Annotated in this window: 13 protein-coding genes; 7 read left to right on the top strand and 6 right to left on the bottom strand. The window is 70.6% G+C overall.

All coding sequences use genetic code 11. The features are described from left to right. The first annotated feature begins 467 nt into the window (after positions 1–467). The 7 genes from CP978_RS03450 to CP978_RS03420 all read left to right on the top strand — a co-directional run bounded on the left by CP978_RS03450 (position 468) and on the right by CP978_RS03420 (position 8,660). The gene (locus tag CP978_RS03450) at positions 468–1,427 is read left to right on the top strand and encodes an ABC transporter substrate-binding protein (protein ID WP_043437394.1); all 960 of its coding nucleotides are present in this window, start codon (positions 468–470) and stop codon (positions 1,425–1,427) included. A gap of 58 nt (positions 1,428–1,485) precedes the next feature. Beyond that, positions 1,486–2,250, top strand: coding sequence for an amino acid ABC transporter ATP-binding protein (locus CP978_RS03445; RefSeq protein ID WP_043437392.1), 765 nt, complete (start codon positions 1,486–1,488; stop codon positions 2,248–2,250). Between the two features lie 16 nt (positions 2,251–2,266). Then, on the top strand, positions 2,267–3,475 hold the full coding sequence (locus CP978_RS03440; protein WP_043437388.1) for an LLM class flavin-dependent oxidoreductase: 1,209 nt from the start codon (positions 2,267–2,269) through the stop codon (positions 3,473–3,475). 20 nt (positions 3,476–3,495) lie between these two features. Then, complete coding sequence (locus tag CP978_RS03435) at positions 3,496–4,869, top strand: NtaA/DmoA family FMN-dependent monooxygenase (RefSeq protein WP_043437386.1); 1,374 nt, start codon at positions 3,496–3,498, stop codon at positions 4,867–4,869. 78 nt (positions 4,870–4,947) lie between these two features. Further along, positions 4,948–5,505 (top strand): NADPH-dependent FMN reductase, encoded by a 558-nt coding sequence (gene ssuE / locus CP978_RS03430; protein WP_043437384.1) that lies wholly within the window; start codon positions 4,948–4,950, stop codon positions 5,503–5,505. Positions 5,506–5,906: 401 nt separating this feature from the next. Then, entirely contained in the window at positions 5,907–7,112 is a 1,206-nt protein-coding gene (locus CP978_RS03425) for a S8 family peptidase (RefSeq protein ID WP_043437382.1), read from the top strand. A gap of 321 nt (positions 7,113–7,433) precedes the next feature. Then, positions 7,434–8,660, top strand: coding sequence for a cytochrome P450 (locus tag CP978_RS03420; RefSeq protein WP_043437381.1), 1,227 nt, complete (start codon positions 7,434–7,436; stop codon positions 8,658–8,660). A 131-nt stretch (positions 8,661–8,791) separates the two neighbouring features. Here the strand turns inward: CP978_RS03420 and CP978_RS03415 are convergent, their stop codons facing one another. The 6 genes from CP978_RS03415 to CP978_RS03390 all read right to left on the bottom strand — a co-directional run bounded on the left by CP978_RS03415 (position 8,792) and on the right by CP978_RS03390 (position 14,667). After that, the gene (locus tag CP978_RS03415; RefSeq protein WP_043437379.1) at positions 8,792–10,048 is read right to left on the bottom strand and encodes a cytochrome P450; all 1,257 of its coding nucleotides are present in this window, start codon (positions 10,046–10,048) and stop codon (positions 8,792–8,794) included. Continuing rightward, positions 10,045–10,662, bottom strand: a complete 618-nt coding sequence (locus CP978_RS03410) for a GTP-binding protein (RefSeq protein WP_043437376.1) — start codon at positions 10,660–10,662, stop codon at positions 10,045–10,047. The genes CP978_RS03415 and CP978_RS03410 overlap by 4 nt, the downstream gene beginning before the upstream one ends. Next, on the bottom strand, positions 10,643–10,999 hold the full coding sequence (locus tag CP978_RS03405; RefSeq protein WP_043437374.1) for a DUF742 domain-containing protein: 357 nt from the start codon (positions 10,997–10,999) through the stop codon (positions 10,643–10,645). The genes CP978_RS03410 and CP978_RS03405 overlap by 20 nt, the downstream gene beginning before the upstream one ends. Further along, positions 10,996–11,415, bottom strand: coding sequence for a roadblock/LC7 domain-containing protein (locus CP978_RS03400; protein ID WP_043437371.1), 420 nt, complete (start codon positions 11,413–11,415; stop codon positions 10,996–10,998). Before CP978_RS03400 ends, CP978_RS03405 begins: the two co-directional genes overlap by 4 nt. A gap of 141 nt (positions 11,416–11,556) precedes the next feature. After that, positions 11,557–13,326, bottom strand: a complete 1,770-nt coding sequence (locus tag CP978_RS03395; RefSeq protein ID WP_150478137.1) for a sensor histidine kinase — start codon at positions 13,324–13,326, stop codon at positions 11,557–11,559. 474 nt (positions 13,327–13,800) lie between these two features. Next, positions 13,801–14,667 (bottom strand): prephenate dehydratase, encoded by an 867-nt coding sequence (locus CP978_RS03390; RefSeq protein WP_043437369.1) that lies wholly within the window; start codon positions 14,665–14,667, stop codon positions 13,801–13,803. Between the last annotated feature and the right edge of the window lie 210 nt (positions 14,668–14,877).

Genomic DNA, 14,877 nt, shown 5'->3' with positions numbered 1-14,877 from the left:
GGATCTGTCAACCACGCCCGCTTGCCCATGCGTTCGACGCCGACGATCCATCATGCGGGCACAGGTTGACGAAAACCATGACGTCCTGCTCAATTGTTCGCATGAATGCCCAGCAGCGATTGGTTTCGCGCGACTACATCGACTTCGGTCGTGTGTGGTCCGCCGCGTGTTGCGTCTGACTCGGCAGCGGGCCCTCTGACCGGCCCTTCCCTCCCTCGGTGACCCCGTCGCGGGCCGAGAACCCCCTTCGTGTCACCGCCGTGCGCGTGGCGTCGCCCCGCCCATGGACGCGGTGCTGCGAGTCCATGCGCGCGCTGCCGCCCTCCCGCATCTCCGACGCCACGGCGTCGTCACGCCTGCCACGGTCCGTCCGTGGCGACAACACCCCTGCTTTTCGCACCTTCTGATCCACCGTCATACAGCCCCGCCGAGGGGCTACCAGCCCTGCCCGGGAAAGGTCCCGACCCGTGAAACTCCCCGAGCTCAGAACCCGCCTGCGCGGCGCCGCCGTTCTTGCCCTGCTGCCGCTGCTGGCGACGCTCACCGCCTGCGGCTCGGGTGACGCCGACGCCACGGTGAGGGCGGGCGGTCAGGTCTCTCCCGCGCCGACCGACGACCCGGTCGCCGCCGTGCACAAGGTGGACACCGTCGCCGCTCTGCTGCCGTCCGAGGTGCGCAGGGCGGGCACCCTGAGGCTGGGCAGTTCGATCGGGTTCCCGCCGTCGGCGTACTACCCGAACGGCCCCGACAAGGCCCCGGCCGGCCAGGACCTCGACATCGCCGAGGCGGTGGCCAAGGTCCTCGGTGTCGCCCTGGAGCGCCAGGACGCCTCCTTCGAGACGATCCTGCCCGCGCTCGGCAGCGGCAAGTACGACATCGGCACCGGCAACTTCGGCGTCACCAGCGAGCGCCTGAAGACCATCGACTTCGTGACCTACATCAATGACGGCCAGGGTTTCGCGGTGAAGAAGGGCAACACCACGCTCGGCACCGCGGTCACCGACCTCACCCAGCTGTGCGGGCTGACCATCGGCACCGGCGCCGGCACCACCTTCGAGGCGACCCTGACCGCACAGAAGACGGTCTGTACCCGGGCGGGCAGGAAGCCGTACGACGTGAAGGTCTACTCGGAGAACGCGGCGACGCTCACCGCGCTCCAGCAGGGCCGGATCGACGTGATCATGTCGACCATCAACGGCCTGCGCTACCAGGCGGCCCAGCCCGCCTCGGGAACCACCTTCCTGGGCGAGTTCCACCGCCTCGACGTCGGCTTCGCCTTCACGAAGGGCTCCCCGCTCACCAAGGCCTTCCAGGCCGCCGTCGACGAGCTGATCGAGGACGGCACCTACGCCCGGATCCTCAAGAAGTGGGGCACCTCCGCCTCCGCGATCGAGCGATCCGAGATCAACCCGCCCGAGCACAACTGATGCCCCGACATTCGGCGTTCGCCCGTCGAGGAGCGCCTGGAACCCCGGGAGACAGCCGATGAGCGAGGTGATGGTGGACGTCCACGGCGTCCACAAGAGCTTCGGCCCGCAACAGGTGCTGCGCGGCGTCGACCTGAGGGTCCGGGCCGGAGAGGTCACCGTGGTCCTCGGCCCGTCCGGGTCCGGGAAGTCCACACTGCTGCGCGCCATCAACCATCTGGAGAAGGTCGACAGCGGCTGGATCGGCGTCGACGGCGAACTCATCGGCTACCGGCGCTCCGGCGACAGGCTGTACGAGCTCAAGGAGAAGGAGGTGCTGAGGCAGCGCACCGGGATCGGGTTCGTCTTCCAGAACTTCCGGCTCTTCCCGCATCTGACCGTGCTGGAGAACCTCGTCGAGGCACCCGTCTCCGCGCTGCGCCGCCCTCGCGGGCAGGCCGAGGAGTCGGCCCGCCGGCTCCTGGACCGGGTCGGCCTCGCCGACAGGGCCGATGCCTTTCCGAGGCAGCTCTCCGGCGGCCAGCAGCAGCGCGTGGCCATCGCCCGTGCCCTCGCCCTCGAACCGAAGGTGCTGCTCTTCGACGAGCCCACCTCGGCGCTCGACCCGGAACTGGTCGGTGAAGTCCTCGACGTCATCAAGGACCTGGCCGGCACCGGAACCACCATGATCGTGGTGACCCATGAGATCGGCTTCGCCCGCGAGGTCGCCGACACCGTGGTGTTCCTGGACGGGGGAGTGGTGGTGGAGCAGGGCCCGCCCGAGGCCGTGCTGGACGCCCCCCGGCACGCACGCACCCGCGCCTTCCTCTCCAAGGTCCTCTGACCGGAAAGGCACACCTGTGTCCCCGACACCCTCCGCTCCGCTTCATCTCGCCGTCGCTCTCGACGGCACCGGCTGGCACCCCGCCTCCTGGCGTGAGCCAGTGTCCCGCCCCGGGGACCTGTTCACCGCCGGATACTGGGCCGATCTGGTCGCCGAGGCCGAACGCGGACTGCTCGACCTCGTCACCGTCGAGGACGGTCTCGGCCCGCAGTCCTCGCACCTCCTGGACCCGGACGAGCGCACCGACCAGGTGCGCGGCCGCCTCGACGCGGTCCTGATCGCCGCCCGGGTCGCCCCGCTGACCCGGCACATAGGACTGGTGCCCACGGTGGTGGCCACCCATACGGAGCCGTTCCACATCTCCAAGGCGATCGCCACCCTCGACCATGTCAGCTCCGGCCGGGCCGGACTGCGGGTGCAGATCAGCGCGCGTCCGAACGAGGCCGCGCACTTCGGCCGTCGCGTCGTCCCGCGGATCGACGCCTACGACAGCCCGGCCGCACAGGAGGTGCTCACCGACCTCTTCGACGAGGCCGCCGACCATGTGGAGGTGGTGCGCCGGCTCTGGGACAGCTGGGAGGACGACGCGGAGATCCGGGACGTCGCCACCGGCCGGTTCATCGACCGCGACAAACTGCACTACATCGACTTCCAGGGCAGGTTCTTCAGCGTCAGGGGCCCGTCCATCACCCCCCGCCCGCCGCAGGGGCAGCCGATCGTCAGCGCCCTCGCCCACCGGACCGTTCCGTACCGGCTGGTGGCCCGGCAGGCGGACCTCGGCTATGTCATCCCGCACGACGCCGGCCAGGCACGCGCCATCGTCGCGGAGGTCCGCGCCGAGCAACAGGCGGCCGGCCGCGCCGAGGAGTTCCTGCACCTCTTCGGCGACCTGGTGGTGTTCCTGGACGACGACCCCGCCGAGGCCGCCGCCCGCCGGGACCGTCTGGACACCCTCGCGGGGCAGCCGTACATCTCCGACGCCCGGATCTTCACCGGAACCCCGGCCCAACTCGCCGATCTGCTGGAGGACCTGCGGGCTGGCGGCCTGACCGGCTTCCGGCTGCGTCCCGCCGTGCTCGGCCACGACCTGCCCGCGATCACCCGGGGGCTGGTCCCCGAACTCCAGCGCCGTGGCGTCTTCCGGCACGCCTATGAGGCCGACACCCTGCGCGGACTGCTGGGGCTCCCGCGCCCCGCCCACCGCTACACCACCGCCACGGCCTGAGCCGGAAGGACCTCTCCACCATGAGCAAGCCCCTGAAGCAGATCCATCTGGCCGCCCACTTCCCGGGAGTCAACAACACCACCGTATGGAGCGACCCCCGCGCCGGCAGCCATATCGAGTTCAGCTCCTTCGTCCGCTTCGCGCAGACCGCCGAACGCGCCAAGTTCGACTTCCTGTTCCTCGCCGAGGGACTCCGGCTGCGCGAACAGGGCGGCAGCATCTACGACTTGGACGTCGTCGGCCGCCCCGACACCTTCACCGTGCTGGCCGCGCTCGCCGCCGTCACCGACCGTCTCGGGCTGACCGGCACCATCAACTCCACCTTCAACGAGCCCTATGAGGTCGCCCGGCAGTTCGCCTCCCTCGACCATCTCTCCGGGGGCCGCGCCGCCTGGAACGTGGTCACCTCCTGGGACGCCTTCACCGGTGAGAACTTCCGCCGGGGCGGTTTCCTCCCGCAGGGGGAGCGCTACTCCCGCGCCCGGGAGTTCCTGGCCACGGCGAACGAACTCTTCGACTCCTGGCACGGTGACGAGATCATCGCCGACCGGGCCGCCGGCGCCTTTCTGCGGGACGCCGAGGCGGGCGCCTTTGTGCACCAGGGGCAGCACTTCGACATCCACGGGCGGTTCAACGTCCCGCGCAGCCCCCAAGGACGTCCGGTCGTCTTCCAGGCCGGTGACTCCGACGAGGGACGCGAGTTCGCCGCCGCCGACGCCGATGCGATCTTCAGCCGCTACTCCGGGCTCGAGGAGGGCCGGGCCTTCTACACCGACGTCAAGTCCCGCCTGGCCCGGTACGGCCGCCGCCACGACCAGCTGCTGATCCTGCCCGCCGCGACCTTCGTCCTCGGTGACACCGACACCGAGGCCCGGGAACTGGCCCATGAGGTGCGCCGGCAACAGGTCAGCGGGGCGACCGCCCTCAAGCATCTGGAGTTCGTCTGGAACCGTGATCTGTCGGCGTACGACCCGGACGGGCCGCTGCCCGAGATCGACCCGGATGTGAGCGAGGAGCACATCGCGCGCGGACGCGCCCAGGTGCGCATGTACCGCGATCCGCTGGCGACGGCCCGCGCATGGCGGGAGCTCGCGGCCGCCCACCACTGGTCGATCCGGGACCTGGTCATCGAGACCGGCAACCGCCAGGCCTTCGTCGGCACCCCGGACACCGTGGCGCGGACCATCGACGACTTCGTGCAGTCGGACGCCTCCGACGGCTTCATCCTGGTCCCGCACATCACCCCGGGCGGTCTCGACGAGTTCGCCGACAAGGTGGTCCCGCTCCTCCAGGAACGCGGCGTCTTCCGCACGGAGTACGAGGGCACCACCCTCCGCGACCACCTGGGCCTCGCCCACCCCGACGATGCCCGGGACGAGCGGGCGGCGTCATGAACGCCCCGCCGCCCCGCCCCGTCCATGTCCTCCCCGGCGAACCGCTCCGTACCGCCCGCCCTTTCTGAGAGGTCACGCATGGCCACCGTCCTGTCCGTCTCCGGAAGCCCCTCCGCCACCTCCCGCACCGCACGGCTGCTGCGCCACCTGGACGACCGTCTCGTCGCCCAGGGCCACGAGGTGATCCCCCTGGACGTCCGTACGCTCCCGCCCGAGGCCCTGCTGCACGCCGATCTCGGCCACCCGGCGATCGCCCGGGCCGTCGCCCTGTTCGAGCGGGCCGACGGTGTGGTGATCGGCACCCCCGTCTACAAGGCCGCCTACTCCGGGCTGCTGAAGTCGCTGCTGGATCTGCTGCCGCAGTACGCCCTGACCGGCAAGACCGTCCTTCCGCTCGCCACCGGCGGCACCACCGCCCATGTGCTGGCGATCGACTACGCCCTGCGTCCCGTGCTGAGTTCGATGGGCCCCGCCACCATCACCCCGGGCTGGTTCACCCTCGACAAGGACATCACGGTGGGCGACGACGGGGCGCTGACCGTCGCCCCGGGCTCGGCCGAGGCCCTGGCCCAGGTCACGGACCATTTCTCGGCCGCGCTCGGCGGCCGTCCGACACTGCTGACGACCACCGGGTGAGCCCCCGGACGCCCGCACGGCCTTGACGGGGGGCGTACCACGGGCCGTCAGAGGGGCCTGCCGCGCGGCGGGTTCCCCCGGGGGCCGCGAAGGCTACCCGTCCCGCTCCGGGCCGTCCGCCCAGGTCCGGCCGCGCTCTGCCCGCCGACGGCATCGGCAGGGCCGTCCCCGACTGCGGGCGTGTGCACGGCGCTTGAGCCGAGCGCTCTGACCTCATCGATTGCGTGAATGTGACACATACATGACAGCGCTTCAAGGCTCTTGATTATCAAGCCCAGTTGCCACACCCTTAACTCGTCCTTGAGCGGAACGCAACGCTCAGGGACGTGTGCGCTCTGGCGCGCGCACCCCCACAACGCGCGCCACACCCCGGCGCGCTCGCCTGAGGAGGACTCCCTCGTATGGCACAACCGCGTAGCAGGAAGATTCGTTTCGCCGCCCTCACCGGCGTGACGACCGCCGCCCTTCTGGGTGGACTCACCGCACTTCCCGCCCAGGCCGCCCCGGCCGAGGGCAAGGTGCTCGCCGCCGGTTCCCCCACGGCGATCAAGGACAGCTATATCGTCACGCTCAAGCAGAACGCGGGCTTCGCGTCCACGTCGAGCCAGGGCAAGGGCCTGATCACCAAGTACGGCGGCAATGTGAAGAAGACGTTCGGCAGCGCGCTGAACGGCTACACGGCGAACCTCTCCGCGACCGAGGCCAGGAGACTCGCGGCCGACCCGTCGGTCGCCTCGGTGGAGCAGAACCAGACGGTCCATCTGACCGACACCACCCAGAGCAGCGCCCCCTGGGGCCTGGACCGCATCGACCAGGCATCGCTTCCGCTCTCCGGCACCTACACCTACCCCGACTCGGCGGGCAGCGGCGTGACCGCGTACGTCATCGACACCGGCGTCCGCATCACCCACTCCCAGATCAGCGGGCGGGCCTCCTACGGCTACGACGCCGTCAGCGGCGGCACCCCGTCGGACGGCAACGGCCACGGCACCCATGTCGCCACCACCATCGCGGGCTCGACCTACGGCGTCGCCAAGAAGGCGAAGATCGTGGCTGTCCGGGTGCTCGACGCCAGCGGTTCGGGCACCACCGCCGGCGTCATCGCGGGCGTCGACTGGGTCACCAAGAACCACAGCGGCCCCTCGGTCGCCAACATGTCGCTGGGCGGCGGCGCCTCCTCAACCCTGGACACCGCCGTGCGCAACTCGATAGCCAGCGGCGTGACCTACGCGATCGCCGCGGGCAACGACAACGCCAACGCCTCCTCGTCCTCCCCCGCCCGGGTGACGGAGGCGATCACCGTCGGTGCCACCACCAGCACGGACGCCCGGGCCAGCTACTCCAACTACGGCTCGGTCCTCGACCTCTTCGCCCCCGGCTCCTCGATCACCGCGGGCTGGAACACCAGCGACACCGCGACCAACACCATCTCCGGTACGTCCATGGCGACTCCGCATGTAGCGGGCGCGGCCGCGGTCTACCTCGCCAACCACACCTCGGCCACCCCGGCCCAGGTCTCCACGGCCCTGGTGAACGGCGCCACCTCGGGCGCGGTCACCAGCCCGGGCAGCGGCTCGCCCAACAAGCTGCTGCGCATCGTCCCGTGACGTTACGTCAGCTCTGAACACCGTTTCCCGGAGGCAGCCCTGTCTCCGGGAAACGCCGTTTCGGGGCCCGCCCCGGATGCACGTCGTCGGGGACGCGGCGCACCCGAGCGACCGGGTCGTCTGCGAGTAGCCCCGGTGCCGCCGCCCAAACCTCGACGGAACGCGTACGGCGGCGCCGGGGGAAGGTCCGTCGGACAGGAAGGAGCCTTTTCGGCCAACCGGCCTGTGTCGCACGCCAGTCGACGCACAGACCTCTGTCGGGCCACCGAAATGATCAATAGCGTGGTCCGCGACGGATGGCACTGATGACCCAGGAGCTCCATGACCACGGCACAGCAGGTCCCCGACATACTCTCCGCCGAGTTCGCCGCAGACCCCTATCCCGCCTACCGGTTGATGCGGGAGAGCGCGCCCCTGATCTGGCACGAGGCCACACAGAGTTACATCATCTCGCGCTATGACGACGTGGAGCGCGTCTTCAAGGACAAGGGCGGCGAGTTCACGACCGACAACTACGACTGGCAGATCGAACCCGTCCACGGCAAAACGATCCTGCAGATGAGCGGTCGTGAGCACGCCGTCCGGCGGGCCCTGGTCGCTCCCGCCTTCCGCGGCAGCGAGCTGCAGGAGAAGTTCCTGCCCGTCATCGAGCGCAACTCCCGTGATCTCATCGACGGGTTCCGGCACACCGGCTCCGCCGATCTGGTCGCCGACTACGCGACCCGGCTGCCCGTCAATGTCATCGCGGACATGCTGGGCCTGGACAAGGCCGACCACCAGCGGTTCCACGGCTGGTACACGACCGTCATCGCCTTCCTGGGCAACCTCGCGGGCGACCCCGAGGTGACGGCGGCCGGTGAGCGGACCAGGGTGGAGTTCGCCGAGTACATGTTCCCGATCATCCGGGAGCGCCGGGAGAATCCCGGTGACGACCTGCTGTCCACCCTGTGCGCCGCGGAGGTCGACGGCGTCCGGATGAGCGACGAGGACATCAAGGCCTTCTGCAGCCTGCTGCTGGCGGCCGGCGGCGAGACCACCGACAAGGCGATCGCCGGCATCTTCGCCAATCTGCTGAGGCACCCGGAGCAGTTGGCGGCCGTCCGTGAGGACCGTAGTCTGATCGCGCGTGCCTTCGCCGAGACGCTCCGCTACACGCCCCCGGTCCACATGATCATGCGGCAGTCGGCCGGTGAGGTCACGCTCAGCGGCGGCACCGTCCCGCCGGGCGCCACCGTCACCTGTCTGATCGGCGCGGCCAACCGGGACGAGACCCGCTACCGGGATCCCGACCGGTTCGACATCTTCCGTGACGATCTGAACACGACGACGGCCTTCTCGGCGGCGGCCGATCATCTCGCCTTCGCGCTCGGCCGGCACTTCTGCGTGGGGGCGTTGCTGGCGAAGGCCGAGGTCGAGATCGGTGTCGGCCAGCTTCTGGACGCGATGCCCGATGTACGCGTGGCCGACGGGTTCGAGCCGGTGGAACGCGGCGTGTTCACCCGCGGACCGCAGTCCCTGCCGGTGCGGTTCACCCCGCGCGCCGACTGAAGCACAGGACCGGCCTGCCCGCACCCGGCCACGACCCCAGCCGCCCGGGTCGGGTCCGGCCGGTCCTCCGTCTCCTCCCGCCCACCCGGGCGTCCGCCATCGCCCGGCGTACCGTCGTACCGAACCTGCCCCTAGTGAACCGCGGGTGTGAACTCCGCCGGCAGGGCCGTCAGCCCGCGCATCCAGATCGACGGCCGCCAGGTCAGCTCCTCCGGTTCCACCGCCAGCACCAGATCCGGCAGCCGGTCCAGCAGTGTCTCGACCGCAGTACGGGCGATGACATCGGCCAGGAGCGGGGCCGGGTAGGGGCAGCGGTGCTCACCGTTGCCGAACGACAGATGCGCGGAGTTCTCGGCGCCGACATGCGACTCGGGCCAGATCTGCGGATCGGTGTTGGCCGCGGCCAGGCCCAGCACCAGACAGTCGCCCGCCCGGATCTGCCGTCCGCCGAGCTGGGTGTCGCGCACCGCCCAGCGCCCGATGAAGTTCTGCGTCGGGGTGTCCAGCCACAGCACCTCGTTCAGGGCCTCGCCCACGCTGAGGCGGCCACCCGAGACGTTCAGGGCGAAACGCTCGTCGGTGAGCAGCAGCCTGAGCGTGTTGCCGATCCAGTTGCCGGTCGGCTGCTGAGCCGCGGCGATGACGGAGATCAGGTCCTGGACGACCTCCTCGTCGGTCAGACCGGCCGGATGCGACAGCATTCGCGAGGTGACGTCCGGGCCGGGCTTCTCGCGCTTCTCCCCGACCAACCGCCGCAGCCGCTCACCCACCCGCGCGTACGCCGCGACCGGGTCGTCGCCCTCCGCCGCGTCCAGGGAGATCCGCAGGTCGTCCACGAACTGCTCGGTGTCCGTGCCGCTGTGCGGCATCCCGCACATCTGCACCGCGGCGCGCATCGGAACGGCGTGCGCATAGGCCCTCATCAGCTCGGCCTGACCACTGCCGGCGAAGGCGCCGATGAGCTGATCGGCGATGTACTGGCAGTCCCGGGCCAGCTGGAACTGGTCGATCCCCTCCAGCGCGTGCGTGATGACCCCGGCCCGCCGCCGGTGCTCCTCCCCCTCGGTGAACAGCACCGACGGCTGGTAGCCCACATACGGCAGCAGCGGCCAGTCCGCGGGAATGCTGTCCCACTGGTTCCAGCGGCGTGAGTCCCGGGCGAACAGCTCGTCGTGCCTGACCACATAGCTGACCTCGGTGTAGCCCAGTACCAGCCAGGCGGGGACGTCCCCGTCCAGGAGCACGGGCGCGACGGCACCGTGTTCGCGGCGCAGCGTCCGGTACAGCTGGGACGGCGTCTGCTGGTACTCCAGACCGGCCATCCGCACGGCGCCCCCGTGGGCGGGGCAGCCCGGGGCGGCCGGACGGTCGGAAGCGGTGTCGGTCATGATGCGCCCTCCCGAGCCATGGCCAGTCGGTACAGATGGTCCACGAGGGTGATCAGTACGTCCTTGCCGGACTCCCGCACTCGCGCGTCGCACTCGACCAGCGGCACATGGTCGGGCAGCGCGAGCGCCTGCCGGATCTCCTCCAGGGAGTGCCGGGTGGGATCGTCCTCGAAACGGTTGACGGCCACCACGAACGGCGTCCTGTGGTGTTCCAGCCGGTCGATGGCGTACCAGGAGTCGTCCATCCGCCGGGTGTCGACCAGGACCACCGCGCCCAGCGTGCCCGAGAACAGCCGGTCCCACAGGAACCAGAACCGCTTCTGACCGGGGGCCCCGAACAGATAGAGCACCATCTGCTCGTTGAGGCTGATCCGCCCGAAGTCGAAGGCCACCGTGGTGGTGGTCTTCGACTGCACCGCGCCGGTCTCGTCGACGCCGACCCCGGCCTGCGTCATCACCTCTTCGGTGCTCAGCGGCCGGATCTCGCTGACGGACCGGACCAGGGTCGTCTTGCCGACCCCGAACCCGCCCACCACGACGATCTTCAGACCGGTCTCGGCGGCATCGGTCAGGGGCACGCGGGTGGAAGGCAGCTCAGAGGTTGCGGAGCCCATGGAGCACCTCCTTGAGAAGGGCGGTTTCGGGAAGTTCGGCGATGGCACGCGCCGCGCGCGGATGGCGGGCGGTGATCTTGCCCATGTCGAGAAGATCACCGAGCAGGATGCGCACCACCGTGATCGGCAGGTCCAGCTCGGCAGCGACCTCGACCAGGGCCGTGGGGTGTCTGCACAGCTCGAGGATCCGGACGTGCTCCGACTGCATGCCCGCCGTGGGCTCGCATTCGGTGACCACCAGGGTGACCAGGTCGAACTGATCGTCGGCGCGGCTGCGTCCACCCGTGACCGTGTAGAGCCGATCGGGATCACCGGTGTCCACGGGCCTGCGTTTCACGAGGACGCACTCCCCGCGGCGGGCTGACGGGGTTCGGCCCGCAGATGCTCGCCGATCTTCTCGACCAACGCGGTCATCTGATTGCCCACCACACCCGGGTCGGCGTCCTCGTCCGCCACCACGGCCAGATGGGCGCCGTCGCCGGCCTCCACGATGAACAGATGTCCGCCGTGGAAGGCGGTCATGGAGTGCTGCACCCCGCCGGTGCCGTCGCCGAACTCCACGGACGCGCCGTGGGCGAGGGACTGCATGCCCGAGCAGATCGCGGACAGCTGATCGGCCCGGTCGGGGGTGAGGTCCGCGGTCCAGCACAGCTTCAGGCCGTCCCGGGACAGGACCAGCGCATGACGCGTGCCCGGGGTGTTGGTGAGGAGGTCTTCAAGGAGCCAGGTGAGGCTGTTGTCTGTGGTCTGCATGGTGGGTGAGGGGACGGCGGGCCCGGTCGTCGGGTCACCGGCCCCGTTCCTCCAATCCGGCGAATTCGAAGGGGCGACCGGCGCCTCGGTCGAGGCGCCGCACGGAAACGGGTGGGCGGGGACTGCGGGTGGGCGTGCGGTCTACTGCGCGGTGGGCGGTTCGGACGTCGCCGTCCCGTCGGGCGTGCCGTCGCCCGACGGGGCCCGGCGCCCGCGGTGGAAGGCACCGAACTGGGATCCGGCGTCGCGGGCCGTCGTCCGGCCCCGGGGCCCCGGCTCGTCCCGTGCGGAGCGGTCGGTGGCCTTCTTGCGCCGCCGGCGTTCGCTCTCGGCCTCCGCCTCGGCCTCGGCCATGGCGCGACCGGGGGCGCGCACGGGCAGACCGTTCGGTGTGGCGGTCTCCGCCGGGGACGGCGACGGCTCGGGACGGTCCGGCCGAACGGCCGGCTGTGCCTTCGCCCTGGGTGCGGGCCGGGTGCGCGCCGGGGGCTCCACCGCGGGAGCCGGAGCGGGCGTGGCGGTCGCGGCCGGCGCGGGGCGATCCGGCAGGGCCGGGGCGGGGCCGCGCTGCTGAGCGAGCAGCTGATGCGGCAGCAGGACGACGACACCGGTGCCGCCGTGGGACGAGGGGCGGAAGTTGACGCTGATGTCGTACTTGGCGGCCAGACGCCCGACCACGGCGAGGCCCAGCCGGGTGCCCTGCAGCGAGGCCAGGTCGGTCACCTGCCCGGACACGGCCTCCTCGGCGTGACGCATCGCCGCGTCGGCCATCTTCAGCCCGCTGTCCTCGATGGTCACGACGAGGCCGGCGCTGCGCTCCTCGACATAGACATGGACCTCGTCGATCGGGGGCGAGAAGTTGGCCGCGTTGTCCATCAGTTCGGCGAGCAGATGCATCACGCCCTCCGCCGCGTAACCGGAGATCGCGACCCTGGTCGAGCAGTGCATCCGCACCCGCTGGTACGCGGCGATCCGGCCGACCGCGCCCCGCAGGATGCTCTCCATCACGATCGGCTTGTTCCACGCACGGCTGGAGCGGCCGCCCATGAGCAGCGCCAGCCGGTCGGTCATCAGGCCCAGCTGCGAGGTGCTGTGGTCCAGGCGCAGCAGATCACCGAAGACCTCCTCGCCGTGGCGGCCCTGCATCTCCCTCAGGTCGGCGAGCATGCTGACGGACTTCGCCTGGACGCGGCTGAGAGCCTTGGCGGACGCGGCCTGCGCGGCGGCGGCCCGCCGTTCGCTGTGGGCGAGTTCGCGGACGAGGAACTCCGCCGGCATCCGCAGGAACGACGTCTGCGGCCACTGCAACTCGGCGAGGACGACCTCCGCCGGAGTGCCCTCCCTCAGTCTCTCGACCGCGGTGGGCAGCGTCGTGCCGGTCAGCACCTCCAGCTCGTCCGCCGCACGGGTCAACTCCCGCTGGAGACGGTCGCATTCGGAGCGAGCGGCCCGCTCGTGCCCGAGGGCCTCCGCCATCAGGGTCGCGAAGGCCTCCTCGATGTGATGGAGGTACGGGTCCGAGACCGGCACGGTGCCCGGCAGGTCCTGGTCCGCCGCGGAGCCCTCCCGCAACTGCTTGGCCGCGGCCGGCAGGGCGGTGTTCGCCAGATGGAGCGCAGCGGCCTTCTGCTGCGCCAACTGCGCGCGCAGCGAGCTGATTTCGGCGCTCTGCTCGCCGGCGTTCCGGCGGGCGGCGCGGAGCTGTCGGAAGGCGAAGACGACCATGGCGGCCACACACAGCCAGGCCCCCAGAGCCAGGCCCGCCGTCCAGATGCGGGCGGCCCGGGGTGCCGCCACAGAGACGCCGGCGAAGGCGGCGGCGGTCACCAGCAGCACGACCAGGGGGACGGCCCCGGTGGAGCGGGGCGCGTTGTCTGGCCCGGACGGGGTGGGGGGAGCAGGCACTGACATTCCGCGATCCCTCTGGTCCTTGAGAACAGGAACGGGCCGACCGGCACGCGTATCGACCGCAGCCCGCGGAGCGGCCCACCAGCAGGGTGGGAGGCATCCGAACGAGCGTTCCGCACATGCTAGCCATCCCGCCGAGAGCGCATGCCCGCACAAACGGTGCGCTCCACCCCATGGCAAAGATCGTCGGGAATTGGCTACGCCTACTCCCTTGTGTGATAGCAGCGTTGAGCGAGGAAGGAGTTGCTCCCGGCCGCTTCAGGGGCACCTGGGACGTGTTCCCGGACCCCCGAGGCGGCATCGGCCCCGTCCCCCCGTTTCACCGCCCGCCGGGCACCGTTCACTTTCAGCCGATTACCGTCGCTCCGGGCCGCACGACCACTCGACCGAACCTTCGGTCGCAGTCAACGGGCTGATGGCAAAGGGGCGTTGAGGACGGGTGTGACGGACTGCCCGGACGTGGTGCGGCGTCTCACCTCACCGGATCGCCGTGGTGCCGTCCGCGGCGGCTTCCCGCAGGCGGTGCGGGTGGCTCGGGTAGACACCGAGGAGCCGCACCTCGGAGGAGAAGAAGCGCAGTTCCTGAAGGGCGAGCGCGACGCCCGGCGCATCGGGGTGGCCCTCGACCTCGACATAGAAGCAGCTCGGGTTGAGACCGGCGCCCAGCTGATAGCTCTCGATCTTGGTGAGGTTCACCGCGTTGCTGGCGAAGCCGCCGAGTGCCTTGTACAGGGCGCTGGGGATGTTCCGCACGGCGAAGAACACACTGGTCATCGTCGGTTCGTCCGTCAGTGGCGGTGCCGCGGCCTCCCGGGACAGGACGACGAACCGTGTGGTGTTGTCCGGGTCGTCCTCGACGCCCGCCCGCAGCACCTCCAGACCGTAGCGCTGCGCCGCGGCGGGCGGGGCGAGCGCCGCGTGCCGGGGATCGCCCAGCTCCGCCACCTCGCGGGCCGCCCCTGCCGTGTCGTCACTGACGAGCGTGCGCCAGTCGCCCTCCCGCAGCGCCTTCCGGCACTGCCCGAGCGCGTGCAGATGGCTGCGTACGCACTCCACCTCCGCCGGTGAGGCACCCGGGACGCCCATGAGGTCGAAGCGGATGGCGAGAAAGTACTCCCCGATGACGAACAGCCCCGACTCCGGCAGGAGGCGATGGACGTCGGCGACCCGCCCCGCGGTCGAATTGTCCACCGGGATCACCGCCAGATCGGCGGTGCCGAGGGCCACGGCGTCCAGAGCCTGCTCGAAGCTGGTGCAGGGAAGCTCGGTGCTTCCGGGGTACAGGCTCTGGGTGGCAGTCGCCGAATTGGAGCCGGGTTCGCCCTGGTATGCGACGGTCGTCACCGAATATCACCTTCCGCTCGGAATGCCGCATCCTCGAGCGGCGGGGAGTCCACCGTAGCCACCGGAGGAGGCAACACCGAAATACCGTCCACCACGAGAGACTCCCGAGAGTGACCGACCCCGGGCCCGGCCCCGTGTGTGTGGCGCGGGAGCGCGAAAGACACTCCACCGCGGGGAGTCATGGCATGAGGGAACGACTCGGCGGCCACG

It is taken from the genome of Streptomyces nodosus (assembly GCF_008704995.1).
GTDB lineage: Bacteria > Actinomycetota > Actinomycetes > Streptomycetales > Streptomycetaceae > Streptomyces > Streptomyces nodosus.
Note: the sequence above shows the minus strand (reverse complement) of the source record. Positions and strands in the feature narration are given on the sequence as shown.

What these genes read in the sequence shown, in the direction of transcription:
- ssuE (WP_043437384.1), top strand. Translation starts at nt 4,948, where the DNA reads ATGGCCACCGTCCTGTCCGTCTCCGGAAGCCCCTCCGCCACCTCCCGC.
- CP978_RS03415 (WP_043437379.1), bottom strand. Translation starts at nt 10,048, where the DNA reads ATGACCGACACCGCTTCCGACCGTCCGGCCGCCCCGGGCTGCCCCGCC.
- CP978_RS03420 (WP_043437381.1), top strand. Translation starts at nt 7,434, where the DNA reads ATGACCACGGCACAGCAGGTCCCCGACATACTCTCCGCCGAGTTCGCC.
- CP978_RS03410 (WP_043437376.1), bottom strand. Translation starts at nt 10,662, where the DNA reads ATGGGCTCCGCAACCTCTGAGCTGCCTTCCACCCGCGTGCCCCTGACC.
- CP978_RS03395 (WP_150478137.1), bottom strand. Translation starts at nt 13,326, where the DNA reads ATGTCAGTGCCTGCTCCCCCCACCCCGTCCGGGCCAGACAACGCGCCC.
- CP978_RS03445 (WP_043437392.1), top strand. Translation starts at nt 1,486, where the DNA reads ATGAGCGAGGTGATGGTGGACGTCCACGGCGTCCACAAGAGCTTCGGC.
- CP978_RS03400 (WP_043437371.1), bottom strand. Translation starts at nt 11,415, where the DNA reads ATGCAGACCACAGACAACAGCCTCACCTGGCTCCTTGAAGACCTCCTC.
- CP978_RS03435 (WP_043437386.1), top strand. Translation starts at nt 3,496, where the DNA reads ATGAGCAAGCCCCTGAAGCAGATCCATCTGGCCGCCCACTTCCCGGGA.
- CP978_RS03425 (WP_043437382.1), top strand. Translation starts at nt 5,907, where the DNA reads ATGGCACAACCGCGTAGCAGGAAGATTCGTTTCGCCGCCCTCACCGGC.